Source organism: Mumia xiangluensis (assembly GCF_010994095.1).
Taxonomy (GTDB): domain Bacteria; phylum Actinomycetota; class Actinomycetes; order Propionibacteriales; family Nocardioidaceae; genus Mumia; species Mumia xiangluensis.
Window position 1 is genome coordinate 296,297 of record NZ_WJYO01000003.1, and the last position, 18,468, is coordinate 314,764.

General features: G+C 71.6%; 22 protein-coding genes, 1 tRNA gene and 1 pseudogene. 8 read left to right on the forward strand and 16 right to left on the reverse strand.

The features are described 5' to 3' along the window. Nucleotides 1–2: 2 nt before the first annotated feature. The 3 genes from GH747_RS11705 to GH747_RS11715 are packed head-to-tail and all read right to left on the reverse strand — an operon-like array spanning nucleotide 3 to nucleotide 3,590. Nucleotides 3–1,157 carry a hypothetical protein gene (locus tag GH747_RS11705; protein ID WP_149769758.1) on the reverse strand — a complete coding sequence of 385 codons (1,155 nt, stop codon included), beginning with the start codon at nucleotides 1,155–1,157 and terminating at the stop codon, nucleotides 3–5. After that, on the reverse strand, nucleotides 1,154–1,534 hold the full coding sequence (locus tag GH747_RS11710) for a hypothetical protein (RefSeq protein WP_149769759.1): 381 nt from the start codon (nucleotides 1,532–1,534) through the stop codon (nucleotides 1,154–1,156). The genes GH747_RS11705 and GH747_RS11710 overlap by 4 nt, the downstream gene beginning before the upstream one ends. 55 nt (nucleotides 1,535–1,589) lie before the next feature. Beyond that, complete coding sequence (locus GH747_RS11715) at nucleotides 1,590–3,590, reverse strand: hypothetical protein (RefSeq protein ID WP_149769760.1); 2,001 nt, start codon at nucleotides 3,588–3,590, stop codon at nucleotides 1,590–1,592. A 161-nt stretch (nucleotides 3,591–3,751) separates the two neighbouring features. Here GH747_RS11715 and GH747_RS11720 point away from each other — a divergent pair, with 161 nt between their 5' ends. Beyond that, the gene (locus tag GH747_RS11720; protein WP_149769761.1) at nucleotides 3,752–5,410 is read left to right on the forward strand and encodes a hypothetical protein; all 1,659 of its coding nucleotides are present in this window, start codon (nucleotides 3,752–3,754) and stop codon (nucleotides 5,408–5,410) included. Between the two features lies 1 nt (nucleotide 5,411). Here GH747_RS11720 and rsmI read toward each other — a convergent pair whose 3' ends face one another. Further along, complete coding sequence (gene rsmI, locus GH747_RS11725; protein WP_149769762.1) at nucleotides 5,412–6,239, reverse strand: 16S rRNA (cytidine(1402)-2'-O)-methyltransferase; 828 nt, start codon at nucleotides 6,237–6,239, stop codon at nucleotides 5,412–5,414. 36 nt (nucleotides 6,240–6,275) lie between these two features. Here rsmI and GH747_RS11730 point away from each other — a divergent pair, with 36 nt between their 5' ends. The 3 genes from GH747_RS11730 to GH747_RS11740 are packed head-to-tail and all read left to right on the forward strand — an operon-like array spanning nucleotide 6,276 to nucleotide 8,574. Further along, complete coding sequence (locus tag GH747_RS11730) at nucleotides 6,276–7,958, forward strand: dolichyl-phosphate-mannose--protein mannosyltransferase (protein WP_149769763.1); 1,683 nt, start codon at nucleotides 6,276–6,278, stop codon at nucleotides 7,956–7,958. Between the two features lie 27 nt (nucleotides 7,959–7,985). Then, nucleotides 7,986–8,231 carry a ribbon-helix-helix protein, CopG family gene (locus GH747_RS11735; protein WP_163695542.1) on the forward strand — a complete coding sequence of 82 codons (246 nt, stop codon included), beginning with the start codon at nucleotides 7,986–7,988 and terminating at the stop codon, nucleotides 8,229–8,231. A gap of 1 nt (nucleotide 8,232) precedes the next feature. After that, nucleotides 8,233–8,574 (forward strand): type II toxin-antitoxin system PemK/MazF family toxin, encoded by a 342-nt coding sequence (locus GH747_RS11740; RefSeq protein ID WP_149769765.1) that lies wholly within the window; start codon nucleotides 8,233–8,235, stop codon nucleotides 8,572–8,574. On the opposite strand, the gene GH747_RS22065 is transcribed toward GH747_RS11740, so the two are convergent. From GH747_RS22065 to GH747_RS11760, 6 genes and pseudogenes are all read right to left on the reverse strand, one after another. Further along, nucleotides 8,571–8,774 (reverse strand): tetratricopeptide repeat protein, encoded by a 204-nt coding sequence (locus GH747_RS22065; protein WP_205602912.1) that lies wholly within the window; start codon nucleotides 8,772–8,774, stop codon nucleotides 8,571–8,573. The genes GH747_RS11740 and GH747_RS22065 overlap by 4 nt on opposite strands. Next, nucleotides 8,737–9,534, reverse strand: coding sequence for a DUF6596 domain-containing protein (locus GH747_RS22070; protein ID WP_205602913.1), 798 nt, complete (start codon nucleotides 9,532–9,534; stop codon nucleotides 8,737–8,739). Before GH747_RS22070 ends, GH747_RS22065 begins: the two co-directional genes overlap by 38 nt. Before the next feature lie 163 nt (nucleotides 9,535–9,697). Continuing rightward, nucleotides 9,698–9,922: pseudogene (locus GH747_RS22505) on the reverse strand (sigma factor); the annotation flags it as partial. Further along, nucleotides 9,907–10,284: a YciI family protein gene (locus GH747_RS11750; RefSeq protein ID WP_149769766.1), complete on the reverse strand. Its 378-nt coding sequence runs from the start codon at nucleotides 10,282–10,284 to the stop codon at nucleotides 9,907–9,909. The pseudogene GH747_RS22505 and the gene GH747_RS11750, both read right to left, overlap by 16 nt. A gap of 84 nt (nucleotides 10,285–10,368) precedes the next feature. Beyond that, nucleotides 10,369–11,196: an aldo/keto reductase gene (locus GH747_RS11755; RefSeq protein WP_149769767.1), complete on the reverse strand. Its 828-nt coding sequence runs from the start codon at nucleotides 11,194–11,196 to the stop codon at nucleotides 10,369–10,371. Nucleotides 11,197–11,208: 12 nt separating this feature from the next. Beyond that, complete coding sequence (locus GH747_RS11760) at nucleotides 11,209–11,820, reverse strand: TetR/AcrR family transcriptional regulator (RefSeq protein ID WP_149769768.1); 612 nt, start codon at nucleotides 11,818–11,820, stop codon at nucleotides 11,209–11,211. 80 nt (nucleotides 11,821–11,900) lie between these two features. On the opposite strand from GH747_RS11760, the gene GH747_RS11765 reads away from it, so the two are divergent. From GH747_RS11765 to GH747_RS11780, 4 genes are all read left to right on the forward strand, one after another. Next, on the forward strand, nucleotides 11,901–12,317 hold the full coding sequence (locus GH747_RS11765; protein WP_149769769.1) for a VOC family protein: 417 nt from the start codon (nucleotides 11,901–11,903) through the stop codon (nucleotides 12,315–12,317). A gap of 33 nt (nucleotides 12,318–12,350) precedes the next feature. Continuing rightward, nucleotides 12,351–12,776 carry an SgcJ/EcaC family oxidoreductase gene (locus GH747_RS11770; RefSeq protein ID WP_149769770.1) on the forward strand — a complete coding sequence of 142 codons (426 nt, stop codon included), beginning with the start codon at nucleotides 12,351–12,353 and terminating at the stop codon, nucleotides 12,774–12,776. A 76-nt stretch (nucleotides 12,777–12,852) separates the two neighbouring features. After that, nucleotides 12,853–13,425: an RNA polymerase sigma factor gene (locus GH747_RS11775; protein ID WP_149769771.1), complete on the forward strand. Its 573-nt coding sequence runs from the start codon at nucleotides 12,853–12,855 to the stop codon at nucleotides 13,423–13,425. Then, complete coding sequence (locus GH747_RS11780; protein WP_149769772.1) at nucleotides 13,422–14,411, forward strand: DUF4349 domain-containing protein; 990 nt, start codon at nucleotides 13,422–13,424, stop codon at nucleotides 14,409–14,411. Before GH747_RS11775 ends, GH747_RS11780 begins: the two co-directional genes overlap by 4 nt. A gap of 102 nt (nucleotides 14,412–14,513) precedes the next feature. On the opposite strand, the gene GH747_RS11785 is transcribed toward GH747_RS11780, so the two are convergent. The 6 genes from GH747_RS11785 to glp all read right to left on the reverse strand — a co-directional run bounded on the left by GH747_RS11785 (nucleotide 14,514) and on the right by glp (nucleotide 18,459). Then, nucleotides 14,514–14,589 (reverse strand) — tRNA-Ala (locus GH747_RS11785). Nucleotides 14,590–14,652: 63 nt separating this feature from the next. Then, nucleotides 14,653–15,585, reverse strand: a complete 933-nt coding sequence (sepX, locus tag GH747_RS11790; RefSeq protein WP_149769773.1) for a divisome protein SepX/GlpR — start codon at nucleotides 15,583–15,585, stop codon at nucleotides 14,653–14,655. A 75-nt stretch (nucleotides 15,586–15,660) separates the two neighbouring features. Beyond that, nucleotides 15,661–16,269, reverse strand: coding sequence for a GNAT family N-acetyltransferase (locus GH747_RS11795; RefSeq protein ID WP_149769774.1), 609 nt, complete (start codon nucleotides 16,267–16,269; stop codon nucleotides 15,661–15,663). After that, entirely contained in the window at nucleotides 16,266–16,760 is a 495-nt protein-coding gene (locus tag GH747_RS11800) for a MogA/MoaB family molybdenum cofactor biosynthesis protein (protein WP_149769775.1), read from the reverse strand. Before GH747_RS11800 ends, GH747_RS11795 begins: the two co-directional genes overlap by 4 nt. Further along, on the reverse strand, nucleotides 16,757–17,239 hold the full coding sequence (moaC, locus tag GH747_RS11805; protein ID WP_149769776.1) for a cyclic pyranopterin monophosphate synthase MoaC: 483 nt from the start codon (nucleotides 17,237–17,239) through the stop codon (nucleotides 16,757–16,759). The genes GH747_RS11800 and moaC overlap by 4 nt, the downstream gene beginning before the upstream one ends. Then, nucleotides 17,239–18,459: a molybdotransferase-like divisome protein Glp gene (glp, locus tag GH747_RS11810; protein WP_149769777.1), complete on the reverse strand. Its 1,221-nt coding sequence runs from the start codon at nucleotides 18,457–18,459 to the stop codon at nucleotides 17,239–17,241. Before glp ends, moaC begins: the two co-directional genes overlap by 1 nt. Between the last annotated feature and the right edge of the window lie 9 nt (nucleotides 18,460–18,468).

Here is an 18,468-nt window from a genome sequence, read left to right on the forward strand (position 1 = left end):
GGTCAGCCCTTGTCGTGCCGGGTGGTCAGCCGGCGGCGGAGCAGACCTGCGAGCTCTCGCGTCGTCAGGTCGTCGACCGGGCGCCACGCGCGACGACGGCTCGCGTCGATCTTGGGGTCTCCCGTCGCCGCCATCGCCCCGACCATCGCGAGCGAGGCGACCTCGGCCGACACCCGCCTCGCCGACTCGGGCTGCTCGGCGGCGTCGGCCGCCGCCGGCTCGGCCACGAGGGTGTCCAGGTCGCCGACGACCCGTACGCCGGACGTGCGCAGGTTGGCGACCATCGTCTCGGTGAGTGCGGCCATCCGGTCCTGCGCCCAGGCGGGCGTCACGATCTTCGGCTCGTCCTTGCCGGGCTGCCGGGTCCGCAGCTCGTTGATCACGCCGTTGCGGAGGTAGTGGAAGTGCGCCGACGAGGGCCACTCCGCCTCCCGGTAGAGCCGGTTGAACTCGCGGACGACCTCGACCTCCCCCAGCGTGAGCGACCGGTTCGACAGGTCCTGCTGGAGCTCGAGCAGGCCGTCGGGGAGCCCGACGAGCTGTTCGAACACCCGCAGCACGAGCTCGTGGTCGCGCGGGTCGAGCACGACGACGGTGACGTTCTCCGGACCGACGACGTCCGCCCAGCGCTTCGTCAGCTGGTCGTGACGGTGGCGGACCCAGAACGTCGGCGTGAGCCCCTTGCGCGGCTCGTCGCTGAACATCTCGCGGAGCCACTCGTCGTACGAGATGTCGTAGCCGGTCTGGACGTACTGCTGCCACTGCGACGGGATGAGCCGGTCGAGCGGGCGCAGCGTCAGGACGACGTGCATGTCCTCGCGGCCGATCTCGTCGACGAGGCGACGCACCTTCTGCGGGCGCGCCTGGGCGAGGTACTCGCTGCTGAGCACGACGCGCTGTCGGCCGGCGGCCTCCATGTCGGCGAGCAGCGCGTTCCACTCGGTGAGATCGGGCTCCGGTCCACCGAGGAAGCCCTTGCCGCCGACGGCGGCGACCACCGCGAGCATCTCGTGGCGCCGGCGGCCCGCGTAGTGGACGCCGTGCTCCTCGAGCTGAGGACGAGCAGCGTGGAACGAGGCCTGGAGCGAGGTCGTCGCGGTCTTCGGCGGACCGATGTGGACCAGTCGGACACCCTCGGGCAGGAGCAGGTCGCTCATCGCTTCCCTCCGCCGCGAAGCACCCGGCGCGCGAGGATGTCGGACAGCTGGGCGAACCCGAGCTGCGACGGCGGCCGGCTCCCGACAGGAAGGTCGGCGGCGTCCTCGGACCCGGCGTCGGCGGGGTCGGGCACGAGCGGAGCGTGCTCCCGCTGGAGCGCCTCGGCGACTACGACGGCGACGGCGGCCGCGACCTTCTCGGGTGAGACGGTCGTGTCTCCCTCGATGCTGTGCGGGTCGGCACCCGCCTCGACCCAGGCGCCGGCGACGCGACGACGAGCGTCCCTGCTCCACAGCCGCTTCTGCGCCTCGGCGTCGACCAGACGCAAGACCTCGGCGTCCGCCGCCGTGGCAGGCCCCGTGCCGGCAGGCCCCATCGTGTCCAGCTCCTGTTATCAGTCGGGATGAACGAAACCACAGGCTACACGCCCGTCAACGCGCCGGGGACCGCCTGTCACGCCGGCCGGCGAGGCGAGAGACGAGGTCGCGCACGGAGGGTACGGCGTCGTCCTCGCGCGCACGCCACGCCTGCCTGCGTGCGTCGTCGATCTCGGGGACGCCGGCAGCCTCGATGGCACCGACCAGGGCTGCTGCCGCCAGCCCCGCGCTCACCTCCGGCGCAGCCTCTGGGCCCGGGGCGGCGGGGGCCGCGGCGAGCAGACTCTCGACGCGGCCGACCACCGTCACACCACGCTCGCGCAGCACGTCGACCGCAGCCCGCGACGACGCGGCGATCTCGGGGTGCGCCCAGCCCGGGAGGGCCACGGGCCGTTCACCGGGTGCGGGTCTGCGAGCCCGCAGCGGCTCGACGACGCCGCCGACGACGAACCGTGCACGTTCCTCGGCGGACCACCCCGCCGTGCCGGCGATGCGGTTGAGCTCCCGGACGATCTCGAGCTCGACGAGGGTGAGATCGCGACCGGGCGCGGGGGCGTCAGCGACGACCACGGTCACCTGCTCCGCACCGGCTGCCTCGATCGCGTCGAGCACGACGGCCTCGTAGCGCAGCTCTGGGCGGACGTGACGGCCTTCGTGGTGTCCCTCGCTGGTCGGGTCTGCGCTAGATCGGCCGGCCAGCCAGTCGTCGTACGTGTCGACGCCGCCGGCCTCGACGTGGCGCTGCCATCCCCGGGACGCGGCGAGCTCGGGGGCGCCCAGGGTGAGGACGACGCCGCCGCGGGCTGCGCGGTCCACGACGGGCGGGTCGACACGGGAGGTCGTGGCACCCGCGCCGGCATCGGGCGTACGCCGTCGCGCCCGACGTCGCGCCCGCTGCGCGATGAGCCTCGCCGTCTCGCCCACCCCGGGGTCGTCGTTGCGCGTCAGCCGCAGGTGCCTGAGCGACGCTGGGTCGCCGTCGGGGTCGGCGACGATCGGCTTGGCGGGGCCCTTGCGCGCACGCTCGGCGACGGCGGCGACACCGTTGGCGACCGAGCGGGGCGACGACGTGGCGAAGCGCTCGCGCAGCTGGTCGTCGGGCAGTGAACGGACGGTGCCGGCGTCCAGCCGCAGCGTGCTCGGGTCACCGATCACGCGGACCGGGAGGGACTCAAGCGCCTCGACGTTGCGGTTGCTGGCCTCGACGACGGCGTCGACCCATCGTTCGGGGATCATCAGCTTCGGGGTTCCGGCAGCCGGGGCCGGCAGCTTGAGTCCGCGCACGGCGGAGTTGCGGATCAGCCTCAGGTGGGTCTCGGCCGCCCAGCGGCGTTGGCGCGCGATCCTGTTCACCCGCCTGATCGCAGCGGCCCCACCCGGGCTCAGCGACAGGTTGTCGGGGCTGTCGCCGGCCTTGAGCGTCCCGCGGGGCAGACCGGTCATGTCCTCGAAGACGTCGAGCAGCCACCGCCGGTCGGTCTCGTCGACCACGACGACGGTCACGTTCTCGGGACCCACGACCTCGGCCCACTTCATGGTGAGGTCGGTGTAGTTCTGACGCTCCCAGAAGTTGTGGTCCGGCTTCGACAGCACGTCGCCGATCCAGCGGAGGTACGACTGCTGCCTGCCGTTGGTCAGCGACTGCTGCCACGACGACGGGAGCAGCCGGTCGAACCGGCGCACCATCCGCACGACGTGGACACGATCGGCGCCGAGGTCGTCACGGACCCGCGCGGCGGTGTCGACCGACGCCCCGTCGAGCGACTCGCAGGACAGGACCACGCGGTCGTCGCCGGCCGCGTCGATCGACGCGACGAGACGCTCCCAGGTCCTGACCGAACCATGTCGCGACCCGAGCCGGCCGGCACCGGGCATCAGCGAGCGGACCTCGGCGTACGGTTGCAGGCCGCGGCCCGCGTACACGACGCCGTGCTCGGCGGTGGCGTCACGGTTCAGGTGGAACGCACGCTGGACAGCCGTGGTGCCGGTCTTGTGCGGGCCGATGTGGACCAGCCGGGTGCCCTCGGGGAGCAGCAGGCCATCGGCATCGCTCATACGAGCTCCTCTGTCATGGTCGTCGCCGTCCAGCACGCGGTACGTCAGCGGCGGACGACCTCACACGATACAGGGCGCGAACGCCCGTCCTCGCCCGCTGCTGGAGGCAGCGTGGCCCCGCTCTGTGCCACCATTTGTCCAATCGCCCGCAAGGAGTCGTCATGGCTGGTTCCGTTCACTTCCGCCGATCCCTCAGAACGCCGGTGATGCTGGTTGCCGCGGCGATGGTCGCCGGCCTGCTGCTGGCCGCGCCACCGGCGACGGCCGCCCCGAAGGGGACCTCGACGATCACCGGGAAGGTGATCCTGGCCGACATCGGCGGCCGGATCGACACCCTGGTCTACGCGTACCGTCGCAGTCCGTCGACCGGTCGGTGGGTCCACGTGGGCTCGACGATCACCAGCAAGAAGGGCAGGTTCTCGATCAAGCGGCTCCCTGCAGGCAAGTACCGGCTCCTCGCGATGCGCGGGACCCACGCCGACCGCTGGTTCGGCGGCACGCCCTCGTGGGAGGGCGAACGACACGCCCGCACGCTCACCAAGACCGGTGGCAAGTCCTTCACCGTGAAGGACGGCAAGGTCTCGAGAGGGCACCGCACGGTCCTCCCCGCCGCAGGCAACCCCAGGGTCACGTTCGAGGACGACCGCGGCCTTCAGCCGGTGGAGGGCAAGCTCTACTTCCGGCGGACGGCGGACGGAGTCAGCGGCGGCCGGTGGCGGGCGCACGCGACCGCGTACCGGACGGACCTCCTCAAGCTCCAGCCCGGCTGGCACACCCTGAAGCACCGTGGGATCGGCAGCGCCTGGCGCACGTCACGGATCTATGTGAGGGCCGACCGGACGCCCATCACTCTCAAGGTCCCCGCGACGATCCGGTCGCGCGGCTTTGCTCCGTCGGTCGCCCATCCCTTGTTCCCGACGGTCGGGAACACCGTGAAGGTGAGGTCGCTCCACGGTCTCTTCAACTACCCGGCCAACCTCCTGACGTTCGGCTACCAGTGGTTCCGCTCCGGGGTCGCCATCCCCGGCGCTACCGGTCAGAGCTACACGATCGCCGACGCTGACCGCGGCAAGTCCCTGCGGGTCCGCCTGACCGCGTCACGTCCCGGGTACGCCCCGGTCAGCATCGACTCACGCAGCGCCGAGGTGGCGCGGAGCACGACGACGACCACGCTGGCACTCTCGCGGAGCAGCGCACGATTCGGCGAGACCGACGCGATCACCGCGACGGCCCAGGTCACGGCTGCTGACGGCGGTCCGGTGGCCGGGACCGTGCACTTCAGCGCCGGACCGCAGTGCGAGGACGGCGACGACCTGTGCCCCTCCGTCGGGTGGGATGCCAGCGCCGCCGTGAACGCCTCCGGTGCCGCCGCCGTGCGCCTCCCGCGCAGACTGAGCGTGGTGCGTCAGATCGAGGCGTCGTTCGAGCCCTCCGTGGCGCCGGGCTACGCCGCGCCGTCGAACGCCCGAACACCGATCACCGTCGTTCCTCGCGTCTCTCGTACGACGGCGACCCTGCGCTCGACGTCGATCCGACGCACCCAGCGCGCGAAGGTCACGGTGCGCGTCTCGGTGCCCGGCGGCATCAAGTGGCACCAGGTCGTGGGCACGGTCGTCGTCACCGCCGACGGCAAGCGGGTGGGCACCTGGAAGCGTGGCCGCTTCACCAAGGAGGTCACGGTCAAGCTCGCCCGGCTGCGGCGCGGCACCTACAAGATTCGCGCCCACTTCATCGCCGCGGGAGCACCCGTGGGTCTCTACAAGCTGGAGAGCGCCGCGAAGTCCAGCCGGAGCAAGCCGGTGAAGCTGCGCGTGCGCTGACTCAGCGGTGCACGAGGTCGAACACAGCGCGTCGTCGCACCCCGGTGCGGCGGGCGACGTCGGCGATGGCGTCCTTGCGCGACATCCCGCCCCGCTCGGCGGCTGCCACCAGGTCGCGCAGGGTCTCCTCGTCGTACTCGCGCGCGGGAGCGCCCTCGACCACGATCGTGATCTCGCCGCGGACCCGTTCGTCGTCACCCTCGGGCCTGGCCCAGGAGGCGAGCTCGGCGAGAGTCCCGCGCCGGACCTCCTCGTACGTCTTGGTGAGCTCTCGGCACACGGCCCCACGGCGACCCTCGCCGAGCGCGACCACCATCGCGTCGAGGGTGTCGGCGGTGCGGTGCGGCGACTCGAAGAAGACCATCGTGCGTGGCTCGTCGGCGAGCGCGCCGAGCACGCGGTCGCGTTCTCCAGTCTTGCGCGGTGGGAAGCCCTCGAAGGTGAAGCGGTCGACCGGCAGCCCCGAGACGGCGAGCGCGGCGAGCGCGGCGGACGGGCCCGGTGCGCTGGTCACGTCGACCTCGGCCTCGACCGCCGCGGCCACGAGCCGGTAGCCCGGGTCGGAGACGCTCGGCATCCCGGCGTCGGTGACGAGCAGGACGGTGCGGCCGGCCTCGAGGTCGGCGACCAGCTCAGGCGTACGCCGTGCCTCGTTGCCCTCGAAGTAGGAGACGACGCGGCCACCGATCCGTACGCCCAGGTCCGAGGCGAGGCGGTGCAGCCGGCGCGTGTCCTCTGCCGCGACCACGTCGGCGTCGGCGAGCAGGTCGCGAAGACGCTGCGACGCGTCCGCCGGGTTGCCGATGGGTGTCGCGGCGAGGATCAGCACGCGATCAGCCTACGGGCAGGCCGCTAGGGTGGCGGCGTGTCCGTGACCGTCGACCAAGAGCGCCCCGTCAGCGAGCGCCCCGCGGTCCCTCTCGGCCGTACACCCGAGGGGGACGAGCTGCCGCCGCTGAGCGAACGGTTCCGGTCCCGGATCGCGGACTCCCCCCGGCTCGCCGGATGGCTCGGCCCGCTGGCGATCGCGCTGCTCGCGTTCGCGGCGCGCGTCTGGCGCCTCGAGTACCCGCCGCGGCTGCTGTTCGACGAGACCTACTACGCGAAGGACGCCTGGTCGCTGCTGAACTTCGGCTACGCGCAGGACTGGGTCGAGGGCGCCAACGCGAAGGTCGAGGCCGGTCAGGTGACCGGCCTGTGGACCGGCGAGCCGACGCAGGTGGTCCATCCCGAGGTCGGCAAGTGGATGATCGCGATCGGTGAGCACCTGCTCGGCATGAACTCGTTCGGCTGGCGGATCTCCGCGGCCGTCGTCGGCGCGCTCACCGTGCTCGTCCTCGCGAGGATGGTGCGCCGGATGAGCGGCTCGACCGCCCTTGGCTGCCTCGCCGGGCTCCTGCTCGCCGTGGACGGCGTGCACCTCGTCATGTCTCGCCTGGCGCTGCTCGACGTGTTCCTGGCGTTCTGGCTGGTGTGCGCCCTCGCGTGTGTGGTCGCCGACCGCGAGTGGGGGCGCACGCGCCTGGCGCGTCGCTTCGAGCACACGGAGGTCGTCTCAGGGTTCGGTCCCGTCCGCATGCTGCTGCTGCGGCCGTGGCGACTCGCCGCGGGCGTGTGCTTCGGGCTGGCCGTGGGGACGAAGTGGAGCGCCCTGTACGTCCTGGCGGTGGTCGGCGTCGTCGTCTGGGTCCTCGACGCGATCGACCGCAACGCGATCGGCGTACGGGGTGCGTGGTGGCGGTCGATCCTCGTCGACGGCCTGCCGGCGTTCGTGTCGCTCGTGGTGGTCGCCCTGTTCGTCTACGTGATCACCTGGACCGGTTTCCTGATGAACCACGAGGTGTTCGAGGCGCGGTTCGGGATGGGCTACGGCGACGCGGCACCCTGGGGGTCGTACGTCGACCAGTCCGACAAGGGCTTCTTCGGCGAGCTGATCCAGCCGCTGCAGTCGCTGTGGCACTACCACCAGATGGTCTACTCGTTCCACACCGGCGACTACCTGGCCGGCAAGTCCCACCCGTACCAGTCCGACCCTTGGGGCTGGCTCGTCCTCAACCGCCCGGTCGGTGTCGACGCGCAGACCGACCTCGCCGCCTCGACCGCCGGGTGTGCTGCGACCGGGACGGACACGTGCCTCCGTCAGATCCTGATCCTCGGCAACCCCGCGGTCTGGTGGGGCGGCCTCGTCGCGCTGCTCGCGTCGGGGTGGTTCTGGCTGCGCGACCGCGACTGGCGGTTCGGCATCGTCGTCCTCGTCGTGCTCACGGCGTGGCTGCCGTGGTTCGCCTACGACGACCGTCCGATCTTCCTCTTCTACGCGACGGCGTTCGTCCCGTTCACGGTGGCGGCGATCGCGCTGGTGGTGGGGCGGCTCCTGCGCAGCCCGCGGTCGGCCTCGCGGCGACGACGCCGGTGGGTGGCCGTCGCTCTCGGGGTCTACGTGGCGGTGACGCTCGCGCTGTCCGCGTGGTTCTTCCCGATCTGGACCGACATCCTGATCACCCACGACCAGTGGCTGAACCGCATGTGGTTCCAGCGCTGGATCTGACCGGTCATACCAGGTTATACTCCAGGCGTGAAGACCGCCATCTCGATCCCTGACCGGCTGTTCGAGCGCGTCGACGCCGAAGCCGCCGAGCGCGGCATGTCCCGATCGGCATTCTTCGCCGCTGCTGCCGAGCACTATCTGGCGGAGATCGAGCACGACGACGTGACACGCCGCATCGATCTCTTCTTCGCCTCTGACGGCTCAGACGCACGTGACGCGGTGATCGTCAATCACGGCATGGCCCAGCTCGCCGCGGACGCCGAGGACTGGTGACGTGCTCCATCGCGGTGACGTGCACTGGATCGACTTCGGTGCTCCCCACGGCAGCGCGCCCGCACTGCGGCGCCCAGCTCTTATCGTTCAGTCGGACGGCTTCAATGCCAGCCGCATCGCGACCGTCGTGGTCGCCGCACTGACCTCCAACCTGCGACTGGCCTCGATGCCTGGCAACGTCTTCGTCAGCCGAGGCATGACCGGTCTCCCCAAGGACTCCGTCGTCAACGTCTCGCAGATCGCGACCATCGACAAGAGCGATGTCGCCGATCGGGCCGGCAGCCTCACGCCAGCACTGCTCGCTGACGTCGACGACGGGATCCGACTGCTCCTCGGCGTCTAGACCCCCAGGCGGTCGCGCGCCCGCTCGAGGAATCCGCGGCTGACGGTGTCGGTCGTCAGCGAGATCGCCTTCTCGTAGGCGGCGCCCGCCTCGTCGCGGCGGCCCAGCTCGGCGTACAGGTGCGCGCGCAGCGCCCACGCCGGCTGGAACCTCCGCGCCGCATCAGGATCCGCGCCGTTGGCGAGGGCGTCGAGGAGCACCAGCCCTGCCTCGGCGCCGTCGGTCCGTGCCGTCGCGGCCGCCAGCGCGACCCGGGCGCCGAGGGTGGGCGCCAGGGCGACGAGGGCACGGTGGAGGCGCAGCAGGGCCTGGTCGTCGGTACGACCCGTGCGCGCGCGGTCGCAGTGCGCCGACTGGATCGCCGCCTCGAGCTGGAAGCGACCCGGGCGACCGAGTCGTGCAGCGGAGTGGAGCAGCTGCTCGCCGTTGGCTGATGAGGTCGGTGTCCCAGCGCGAGGGGTCCTGCGCGTCGAGGGGGACGAACCGTCCGCTGTCGTCGGTACGGGCGCCGGCGCGCGCGAGTGACAGGGACACGAGCGCGGCGAGTCCCAGAGCCTCCGGCTCGTCCGGCAGCAGTGCGGCCAGCAGGACCGCGAGGTAGTGCGCCTCGCCGGCGAGCGACTCCCGCAACGCGCTGCTCGGCACGGCGGCCCAGTCGATCGCGTACGCGCCGTACACCGCCTCGAGCACCGCCGGAAGCCGCTGGGGCAGCTCGTCGCGATCGGGCACGGCGAACGGGATGCGGGTGTCGCGGATGCGGCGCTTCGCCCGGACCAGCCGCTGGGCCATCGCGCTCGTCGGCACCGCGTACGCCTCGGCGATGCGGCGCGCGTCGAGCCCGAGGGCGGTCTGCAGCATCAGCGGCGTGCGTACGGCGCCGTCGATCGCCGGGTGCGCGCACACGAACAGCAGGGCGAGCCGCTCGTCGGGGATCGCACGCTCGCCGGTCGTGGCCTCCATCCCGCTGGTCGAGGCCAGGTCCCCGCTGGTCGAGGCCAGGTACCCGCTGGTCGAAGGCCTCCATCCCGCTGGTCGAGTAGCCCGAGCCCCTGGGCGAGGGCGTATCGAGACCCCACCCCTCGGGCTCCAGCGGCGCTGCGCTGCGGTACGCCGCGGACCGGTAGAGGTCGCGGAGCCGGTTGCGTCCTGCCGTCAGCAGCCACGCCTCAGGGTTGTCCGGCACGCCGCGCTCCGGCCAGGTGGCGAGTGCCCGCTCGAAGGCGTCCGCGAGCGCGTCCTCCGCCGCGGCGATGTCGCCGGTCGGTGCCGCGAGGAGCGCGAGCAGGCGCCCGTACGACGTACGCGCCGCCCGCTCGGCCTCCTCGCTCGCCGTCAGGGCTGGTACCACTCGCGCTCACGGCTCCACGTGAGCGTCGTGGGGCGGACCTCGACCGCGCCGTACATCGTGCCCGGGCACTTCTGCGCCCACGCCAGTGCGGCGTCGAGGTCAGGGACGTCGATGACGAAGACCCCGCCGACGTACTCCTTGCTGTCGGCGAACGGCCCGTCCTGGATCTTCGGCTGGCCGTCGACGGCGGTGACCGTTGTGGCCGCATCCGGGAACCCGAGGATCTGGGTCGTGACGAAGACGCCGGCCTCGTCGAGCTCCTTGGCATAGGCGCCGAACGCCGCCTCGACCGGCGCCATGTCGTCCTGGCTGACACCTGCCTCGCGCGGGTCGGCGTTGTGGATGAAGAGCGTGTACAGCATCGGAGCACCTTCCGTCGTTGTCGATCCTGACACCGTGATGACGGATGAGCCACACGCGGATCGACACCTGGGCGCCGCCGTACGTCAGAACTCCTCGTGCGTGTCCGGCTCCCCGCCGCCGCGGACCTGCGCACGATCGGCGACGCGGGCCATCTCCGCCTCGCTCAGAACGAACCCGAACACGTCGAGGTTCTCCCGCTGCCGTTGCGGGTTGCCCGACTTGGGGATCGGCACGACTCCGCTCTGGACGTGCCACCTCAGGACCACCTGGCCGGGGGTCACGCTGTGCCGCTCGGCGATCTCCGTGATCTCGGGCTGGGACAGCAGGTCGGTCTTCCGCGCGAGCGGCTGCCAGCCCTCGGTGACGATCCCGTGCTCGGCGTCGAAGGCCCGCATGTCCTCCTGGACGAAGTGCGGGTGGAGCTCGATCTGGTTGACGACCGGCCCCACGCCGGTCTCGTCGACGAGCCGCGTGATCTGCTCCGGCATGAAGTTGGAGACGCCGAGGCTGTTGACCAGACCGTCGTCGCGCAGCTTGATCATCGCCTTCCAGGAGTCCACGTAGAGGTCGAGCCTGGGGAGCGGCCAGTGGATCAGGTAGAGGTCGACGTACTCGACGCCGAGCCGCTGCCGAGACTCCCCGAACGCGCGCAGCGTCGCCTCGTAGCCCTGGTGCTCGCCGCGCAGCTTCGTCGTCACGACGACCTCGTCGCGGGGGACGTCGCTCATGGCGATGCCCTGCCCGACTCCCGCCTCGTTGCCGTACGAGGCTGCCGTGTCAACGAGGCGGTAGCCGATGTCGAGGGCGCAGCGTACGGCCTCGGCCGCCTCCGCATCATCCATCGGATAGGTGCCGAGCCCGATCAGCGGGAGGTCACGGCCGTCGGTCATGGTCGTCGTCGGAGCCTGCATGGAACGAGCCTGTCACCGCTGCGGTCGGGCCGCAGGACGACCTTCGCGCCGCAGCCCGCCCAGGATCGCGGTCAGCGCGGCGTGGGCCTCGGCACGCGTCCTGCCGCCCGCCTCGGCCGTCCAGAGTGCCGCCTCGTTCATCGCTCCGGACAGCGTGACCGCGAGTGCAGCGGCCGAGCCGTCGTCGAGGTCGCCGTGGGCCTCGAGCTCCCGGAGCCCCTCCTCGAGCAGACGGCGGGAGTTCACGGCGTCGAGCTCACGCCACTCCTGCCAGCCCACGACCGACGGCCCGTCCACCAGAAGGATGCGTCGTACGGAGTCGTCGGCAGCGGCGTCGAGGAAGGCGTGGCAGCCGGCGACGAGCGCGTCCCACGGGTCTGTGGTGGCAGCGGCTGCTTCGGCGACCACGTGCGCGACGGCCTCCTGCGCCTGGGTGAGCGCCGCGAGGAAGAGCCCGCGCTTGCTCCCGAAGTGGTGGTAGACGGCTCCGCGGGTCTGCCCCGCGGCAGCGGCGACGTCGTCGAGCCCCACCGACTCGTAGCCTCGCTCGGCGAACAGCTCGCACGCCAGGTCGACGAGGTGCGCACGGTTGATCGCGCTCTGCGCCTTGGTCGAGCGGCCCATCCTCGTCCCCTTCCCCTGGATACATGCGTAGTGTATGTTATCGAAATACATACTCAAAGCATGTATCCAGGGGAGGACTCATGACGCTCACCAGCTTCTATCCCGTTCTCGGGACCCGCGACGTCGATGGCGCCGCAGCGTTCTACGAGCGCTGGTTCGGGTTCCGGCGAACCTTCAGCGCCGACTGGTACGTCTCGCTGGAGCGCGACGGCCACGAGCTCGCACTGCTCGATCCTGACCACGAGTCCATCCCCGCCGGGTACGGCTCGCCTGCCGGCGGCATGCTCCTGAACGTCGAGGTGGACGACGTCGACGCGGAGTACGCGCGCCTCGTCACCGTCGGTGGACTGTCGCCGGTCCTCGACCTGAGGTCGGAGCCGTTCGGTCAACGCCACTTCATCCTCCCCGCGCCCGGCGGCGTCCTCGTCGACGTCATCACCCCGATCGAGCCCACGGGCGCGTTCGCGGAGTCGTACACGTCGCACCCTGGGTCTTGACCTCAAGTCGACTTGAGCCGCGACGCTGGGGGCATGACCACCACGGCAACAGATCCCGAGACCCGCCCGCGCGAGATCAAGGCCCTCACGGCCGTCGTCGCCGACCTCGAGCGCGCACAGAACACCGAGAACGTCGACGCCTTCGTCGCCCTCTTCCGCGAGGACGCCATCTGGACGACCGGGCACGGCAGGCTCCTCGTCGGCCGCGACGCGATCGCCGCGTTCACACGCACCGTGCTCCCCGGCGCGATGGCCGAGACGGTCGGCTCTTACGAGGTCGTCCACGTGCTGTTCCTCCGACCCGACGTTGCCGCCGTGAAGGTCCGCCAGCGCGTCGTTCGACGTGACGGGGCGCCCACAGACGACGCGTACGAGGGCTCCCCCCTCTACGTGATGACGAAGGACGACGGCCGGTGGATGCTCGCCGCGAACCAGAACACGGTGGTGGTCGACGGATAACGGTTACGAAACGGCGACGAGACGGTCGCGGCTCTCACGACATGGGGAGGATGAGGGACGACCTGAACGGAGCGCCATGTCGACAGACCTCCCGCTCGAGAGCGACGCGGACGACCGCCTGCTGTGGGCTCGAGCGCGCCGCGGTGATCGCGACGCGTTCGGCACCCTGTACGCGCGGCACGTCCGTCCCGTCTACTGGCAGGCCTATCGCCTGGTCGGCAACGCCTCGGAGGCCGAGGAGGTCGTCCAGGACGTCTTCGTGACAGCGTGGCGCCGGCGGAGCGAGATCTCGCTCGTCGACACCTCGGTGCTCCCGTGGCTGCTCGTCACCGCGAAGTACACCGCGCTCAACCATCGACGCCGCAGCAGCCGACGCCGGTGGGAGCCGCTCGACGACAGCGTCCCCAGCGGGGAGCAGGCACCCGACGACGCCGTCGTCTCCGACCTGCTGCTCGCGCGTGTCCGTGCCAGCGTCGCCGGCCTGTCGCCGCTGGACCAGCGCCTCTTCGAGCTGTGCGTCGTCGGCGACAGCACGTACGCGGACGCCGCTCGCGAGGTCGGTGTCACCCATGCGGCGGTCCGCAACCGCGTGTCCCGCATCCGAAGCCGCGTGCGCGCGGCGACCGACGACCTGAGGGGGCCAGCATGAACGTCCAGCCCGAGATCCCTGAGCTCACGGACGAGCAGATCGACCGGATGTACCGCACGATCACGACGACGATCACCCGTGACGACTCCGTACGCCGCGGAAAGCGGCGAAAGGTCGCCCTCGTGGCGGCGTCAGCGGTTGCGGTACTCGGGCTCGGCGGATACTTCGTGACAGCCGTGGAGCCGAGCGGCTCCGACAGCGCCGGCGACAGCTCCGCAGTCCAGGAATCGGCACCGGACGACGCCGGCGCCGATGCCGACGGCGGCGCAGGCGCAGGCACCAGCGACCTCCGCGAGGAGGTGGCCCCTGAGGACACGCCGGCGCCTGAGTCAGGACCGCGCGAGATCATCACCACGACGTACGGCTCGGTCGAGGTCGACGACGCACCCACGTCGGCCGATGCGCTCTCGGGCTGGGTCGTCAGCGCCGGTGGACGCGTCGAGAACCGCTCCGAGTACTCCTCCGGCGACTCGACGCGAGTCTCCCTCCGGCTCCGCGTGCCGGCTTCGCGTGCCAGCGATGCCACTGCACGCCTGCGCGACCTCGGGACACTCTCGGATCTCTCCATCGAGAGCACCGACGTCACAGCGCAGGGCCGCGACCTCGACGCACGCATCGCGGCGCTGCAGGCCTCGGTCGCGCGCCTCCAGCAATTCGTGGCCGATGCGCCGACGACGGCGGCCCTCCTCGCTGCCGAGGAGACGCTGGCGCAGCGTCAGGGCGAGCTCGAGTCGTTGCAGGCCGAGCGCCGGGGCCTGTCCGACCAGGTGGCCATGGCGACGTACGAGCTGGAGCTCTCTGAGCCGCAGAAGGCGGACGAGCCGGATGCGTCGGGATTCCTCGGCGGGCTCACCTCGGGGTGGAACGGGCTGGTCGCGACGTTCGACGGCGCCGTCACGGTGGTCGGAGTGCTGCTGCCGTGGGCAGTGGTCCTGGCCCTCCTCGGCGGCGCGTACGTCGTGGGGCGCCGCGTCGTACGACGGTGACGACTCGCTGGACACCTCCGTACGGCGAGCGACCATCCACGCTTGATGCCCGCCGACAGAACGACGAAGGCCGGAACCACGGGTGTGGTTCCGGCCTTCGGCTGGTGGAGCTACGGGGATTCGAACCCCGGACCTTCTCATTGCGAACGAGACGCGCTACCAACTGCGCCATAGCCCCAAAGCGAGATCGAGATTACCACGCGGGTGCGGGCTTCCCGAACCCCACCCCCTGCTTCAGCGGTCAGTCACCGACGGCGCGGCGCGAGGTGCCCGCATCGCCCTCGGAACCCTCGTCCTGAGCGCGCTCGGCGGCCGGGCCGTCCCCGAAGTCGATGGTGCGGACGGTCCGCGCGGCGGCAGGCTTCGTGACGTACGTCGGGAGCGTCACCGGCACCGGGTCCCACAGGGTCGTGCCCGAGGTGGTGCTCAGCGGGACCGCCCCCAGCACCTGCTGGTCGAGCGCCCCCTCGGGGAGCGGACCGCGCTCCATGACGTTGCGCCGACCGGGGTCGTGGTCCTCGAACTGGCCGGACAGCACGACCGTCAGCTCGGAGTCGGGGTCGACCTGGAGGTCGGCCTCGTCCTGGGCGTCACGGGCGGCGCGGCGCTCGGTCTTGCGGATCTCCCGCTTGCGAGAGCGGGTGGCTCGTCCTTCGGAGGAGAAGGCGCGCGGCATGCGGACCGGTCGCCCGATCTCACGACGCACCATGACGCGGCACAGCACCAGCCAGGCCACCACGATCCCCGCGGGGATGGCAGGTGCCCACGGCAGCAGGATGCCGGCGACGGCCAGGCCACCGACGATCGCGCACGCCGCGAGGAGCACGAGCAGCACGCGACGGCGGCGACGCGCGGCGATCCGTGCGGCGCGACGGTTGTAGCGGTGCGGGACGGGCGCCGGCGCCGCCGACGCGTCATCGGCCGAATCAGCCGACTCGTCAGACGCATCCTTCGCGGCCTCGGCCGACGGAGTGGACTCGGCCGACGGAGCGACCTCGGCCGTGACCGGCTCAGCCTCGGCGTCGTCCTTGCGATGGGTGAGAACGCGCAGCGCTCCCGAGAAGCTGGTCACGCCTCCGGCACGGCTCGCCTCCTCGTGACGCCGCAGCGCCAGAGGGACGCCGTACGCCACCCAGATGGCGATCACGGCTGCGAAGATGAGACCCGTACCCACGGAAGAACCGTACGCGGAAGGCACCATGGCTCTCGGGGACCTCGTGCGGTGTGTCGCGAGGAGGTTGAGACCGAGTCAGCGCTCGGCGTCCGCGGAGTCGACCCGCGCGATGAGTCCGCCGGGCACGACCTGCTCGGCCGTGATCGCGAACAGCAGGTGGTCGCGCCAGTCGCCGTCGATGTGCAGGTAGCGCGGCGCGAGCCCGACCCGGTCGAACCCGAGCTTCTCGACGACGCGGAGGCTGGACCGGTTCTCAGGTCGGATCGCGATCTCGATCCGGTGCAGACCGAGCACCTCGAAGCAGTGGTCGGCCGCCATCGCGACGGCCGTGGTGGTGATGCCGCGGCCGGCGTGGCTGCGCGAGACCCAGTAGCCGATCTGCGCCCAGCGCGCGGACCCCCAGGTGATGCCGGAGACCGTCACCTGACCGACCATCTCGTCGCTGCCGTACGTCGTGACGAACGGCAGCGTCCGCCCCTGCGACGCCTGCTGGCGCAGCGAGCGCACGGCGGCGGCGTACGAGCGGTTGCCCGACGGCACCGTGCTCGGCAGCGTCGCCTCCCAGCGCCCGAGCCACTCGGCCGAGTCCCGGCGCAGGCGCGCCCACACCCGGGCGTCGCCGCGGCGGATCGGGCGCAGGCCGACAGGTCCGTGGTGCAGTGTCGCCGGCCATCCGGTGCTCAGGACGCACCGCCCTCGTCGCGGACGTGGTCGACCCCCGCGACCTGCTCGACGGCGTGCACCAGCACCCCGGCGAGGACGGCGAGCCCGTCGCGGACCCCGCCACGCGAGCCGGGCAGGTTCACGATCACCGTCTGGTCGGCGACCCCGGCGGTGCCGCGCGACAGCATCGCCGTCGGCACGCCTGCAGCGACGCCGTACGCGCGGATGGCCTCGGCGACGCCCGGGAGCTCGCGGTCGAGCAGCGCACGGGTCGCCTCGGGCGTCGCGTCGGTGGGGCTGATGCCGGTGCCGCCGGTCGTGACGACCGCGTCGTAGCGGTACTCGACGGCCTCGCGCAGCGCCTCCTCGACGGGATCACCGTCGGGGACGACCAGCGCGTCGTCCACCTCGAATCCCCACTCGCGCAGCGCTGCCACGATCATGGGGCCCGTCGTGTCCTCGTACACCCCGGCGGCCGCGCGGTTGGAGCACGTCACCACGAGAGCCTTCACACCGACCAGTCTCCACTCTTGCCGCCCGACTTCGCCACGACGCGTACGTCGGTGATCACCGCGTGCTTGTCGACGGCCTTGATCATGTCGACGACGGTCAGCGCGGCGACGGTGACCGAGGTCAGCGCCTCCATCTCGACCCCCGTACGACCTCGGGTGCGGACCGTCGACGCGATCGCGACGCCGTCGTCGGTGACCTCGAGGTCGACCTCGACACCGGTGATCGGGAGCGGGTGGCACAACGGGACGAGGTCCGGGGTGCGCTTCGTCGCCATGATGCCGGCGACCCGTGCGACCCCGAGCGCGTCGCCCTTGGGCACGTCGCCGGAACGCAGCAGCGCGACGACCTCCGACGTCGTCTGGACGAACCCGGTGGCGCGCGCCTCCCGCCGCGTCTCGTCCTTCGCCGAGACGTCGACCATGCGGGCGGCACCGTGCTCGTCGACGTGCGTGAGCTGCTGCTTCGGCGGCTCGCTCATCAGAAGTCCCGGTCCAGCACGAGCACCTTGGCCGTGTCGCCGACGTGCAGCGCGGTCTCGTCCTCGTCGACGACCACGAGGCAGTTCGCTCGGGAGAGCCCCGCCACGAGGTGCGAGCCGGGCCCGCTGACCGGTGTGACGCGGGCCCCGCGGGACGAGACCTCGAACCAGCCCCGCAGGTACTGGCGGCGCCCCGACGGCGAGCGGATCTCCTCGGTCATGGTCGCCTGGACGAGCGGGCGCCGGTACGGGAGCTTGCCCATCATGCGCCGCAGCATCGGCAGCACGAACACCTCGAACGAGACGTACGACGAGACCGGGTTGCCGGGGAGGGTCACGATCGGCGTCTTCTCCTCGCCGACGGTCCCGAAGCCCTGCGGCTTGCCGGGCTGCATCGCGACCTCCGCGAACTCCACGGTGCCGACGTCGGTCAGCGCGGCCTTCACCACGTCGTACGCGCCCTTGCTGATGCCGCCGCTCGTCACCACGAGGTCGGCCCGGACGAGCTGGTCGTTGAGGACGTCAGCGAACTCGCGCGGGTCGTCGGAGGTGATGCCGACGCGGTAGGCGATGGCGCCGGCGGCGCGGGCGCACGCGGCGAGCATGTAGGAGTTGCCGTCGTAGATCGAGTCGTAGTCGAGGCGCGAACCCGGCTCACGCAGCTCGGTGCCGGTCGACAGCACCACGACCCTCGGGCGCGGCCGCGCCCGCAGCCGCGCGAATCCCAGCGACGCGAGCAGTCCGACCTCGCGCGCACCGAGCACCGTGCCGGCCTCGGCGACGATCTCCCCCGCGGCGACGTCCTCGCCGGACGGGCGGACGTTCTCGCCCGCGCGGCGGGCCTGGTAGATCTGCACGTCGGCGTCGCCGCCGTCGGTGAGCTCGATCGGGACCACCGTGTCCGCACCGGACGGGAGCGGGGCTCCGGTCATGATCTTGACCGCGGTCTTCGAGGTGAGCGCGGTCGGTGTGCTCGACCCGGCAGCCTGCTCGCCGACCACGGGGAGGGTGACGGGGAACTCGCGGTTGGCACCCTGCACGTCGACTGCCCGGACCGCGTAGCCGTCCATCGCCGAGTTCGTGAACCGCGGCAGGTCGATCGGGCTCACGACGTCGTCGACCAGCGGCAGCCCGAGCGACTCCAGCAGCGGCTGGTCGTACGGCTGCAGCGGTCCGATCAGGTCGAGCAGCTTCGCGAGGTGCTCGTCGACGGTACGCATGGGCGACAG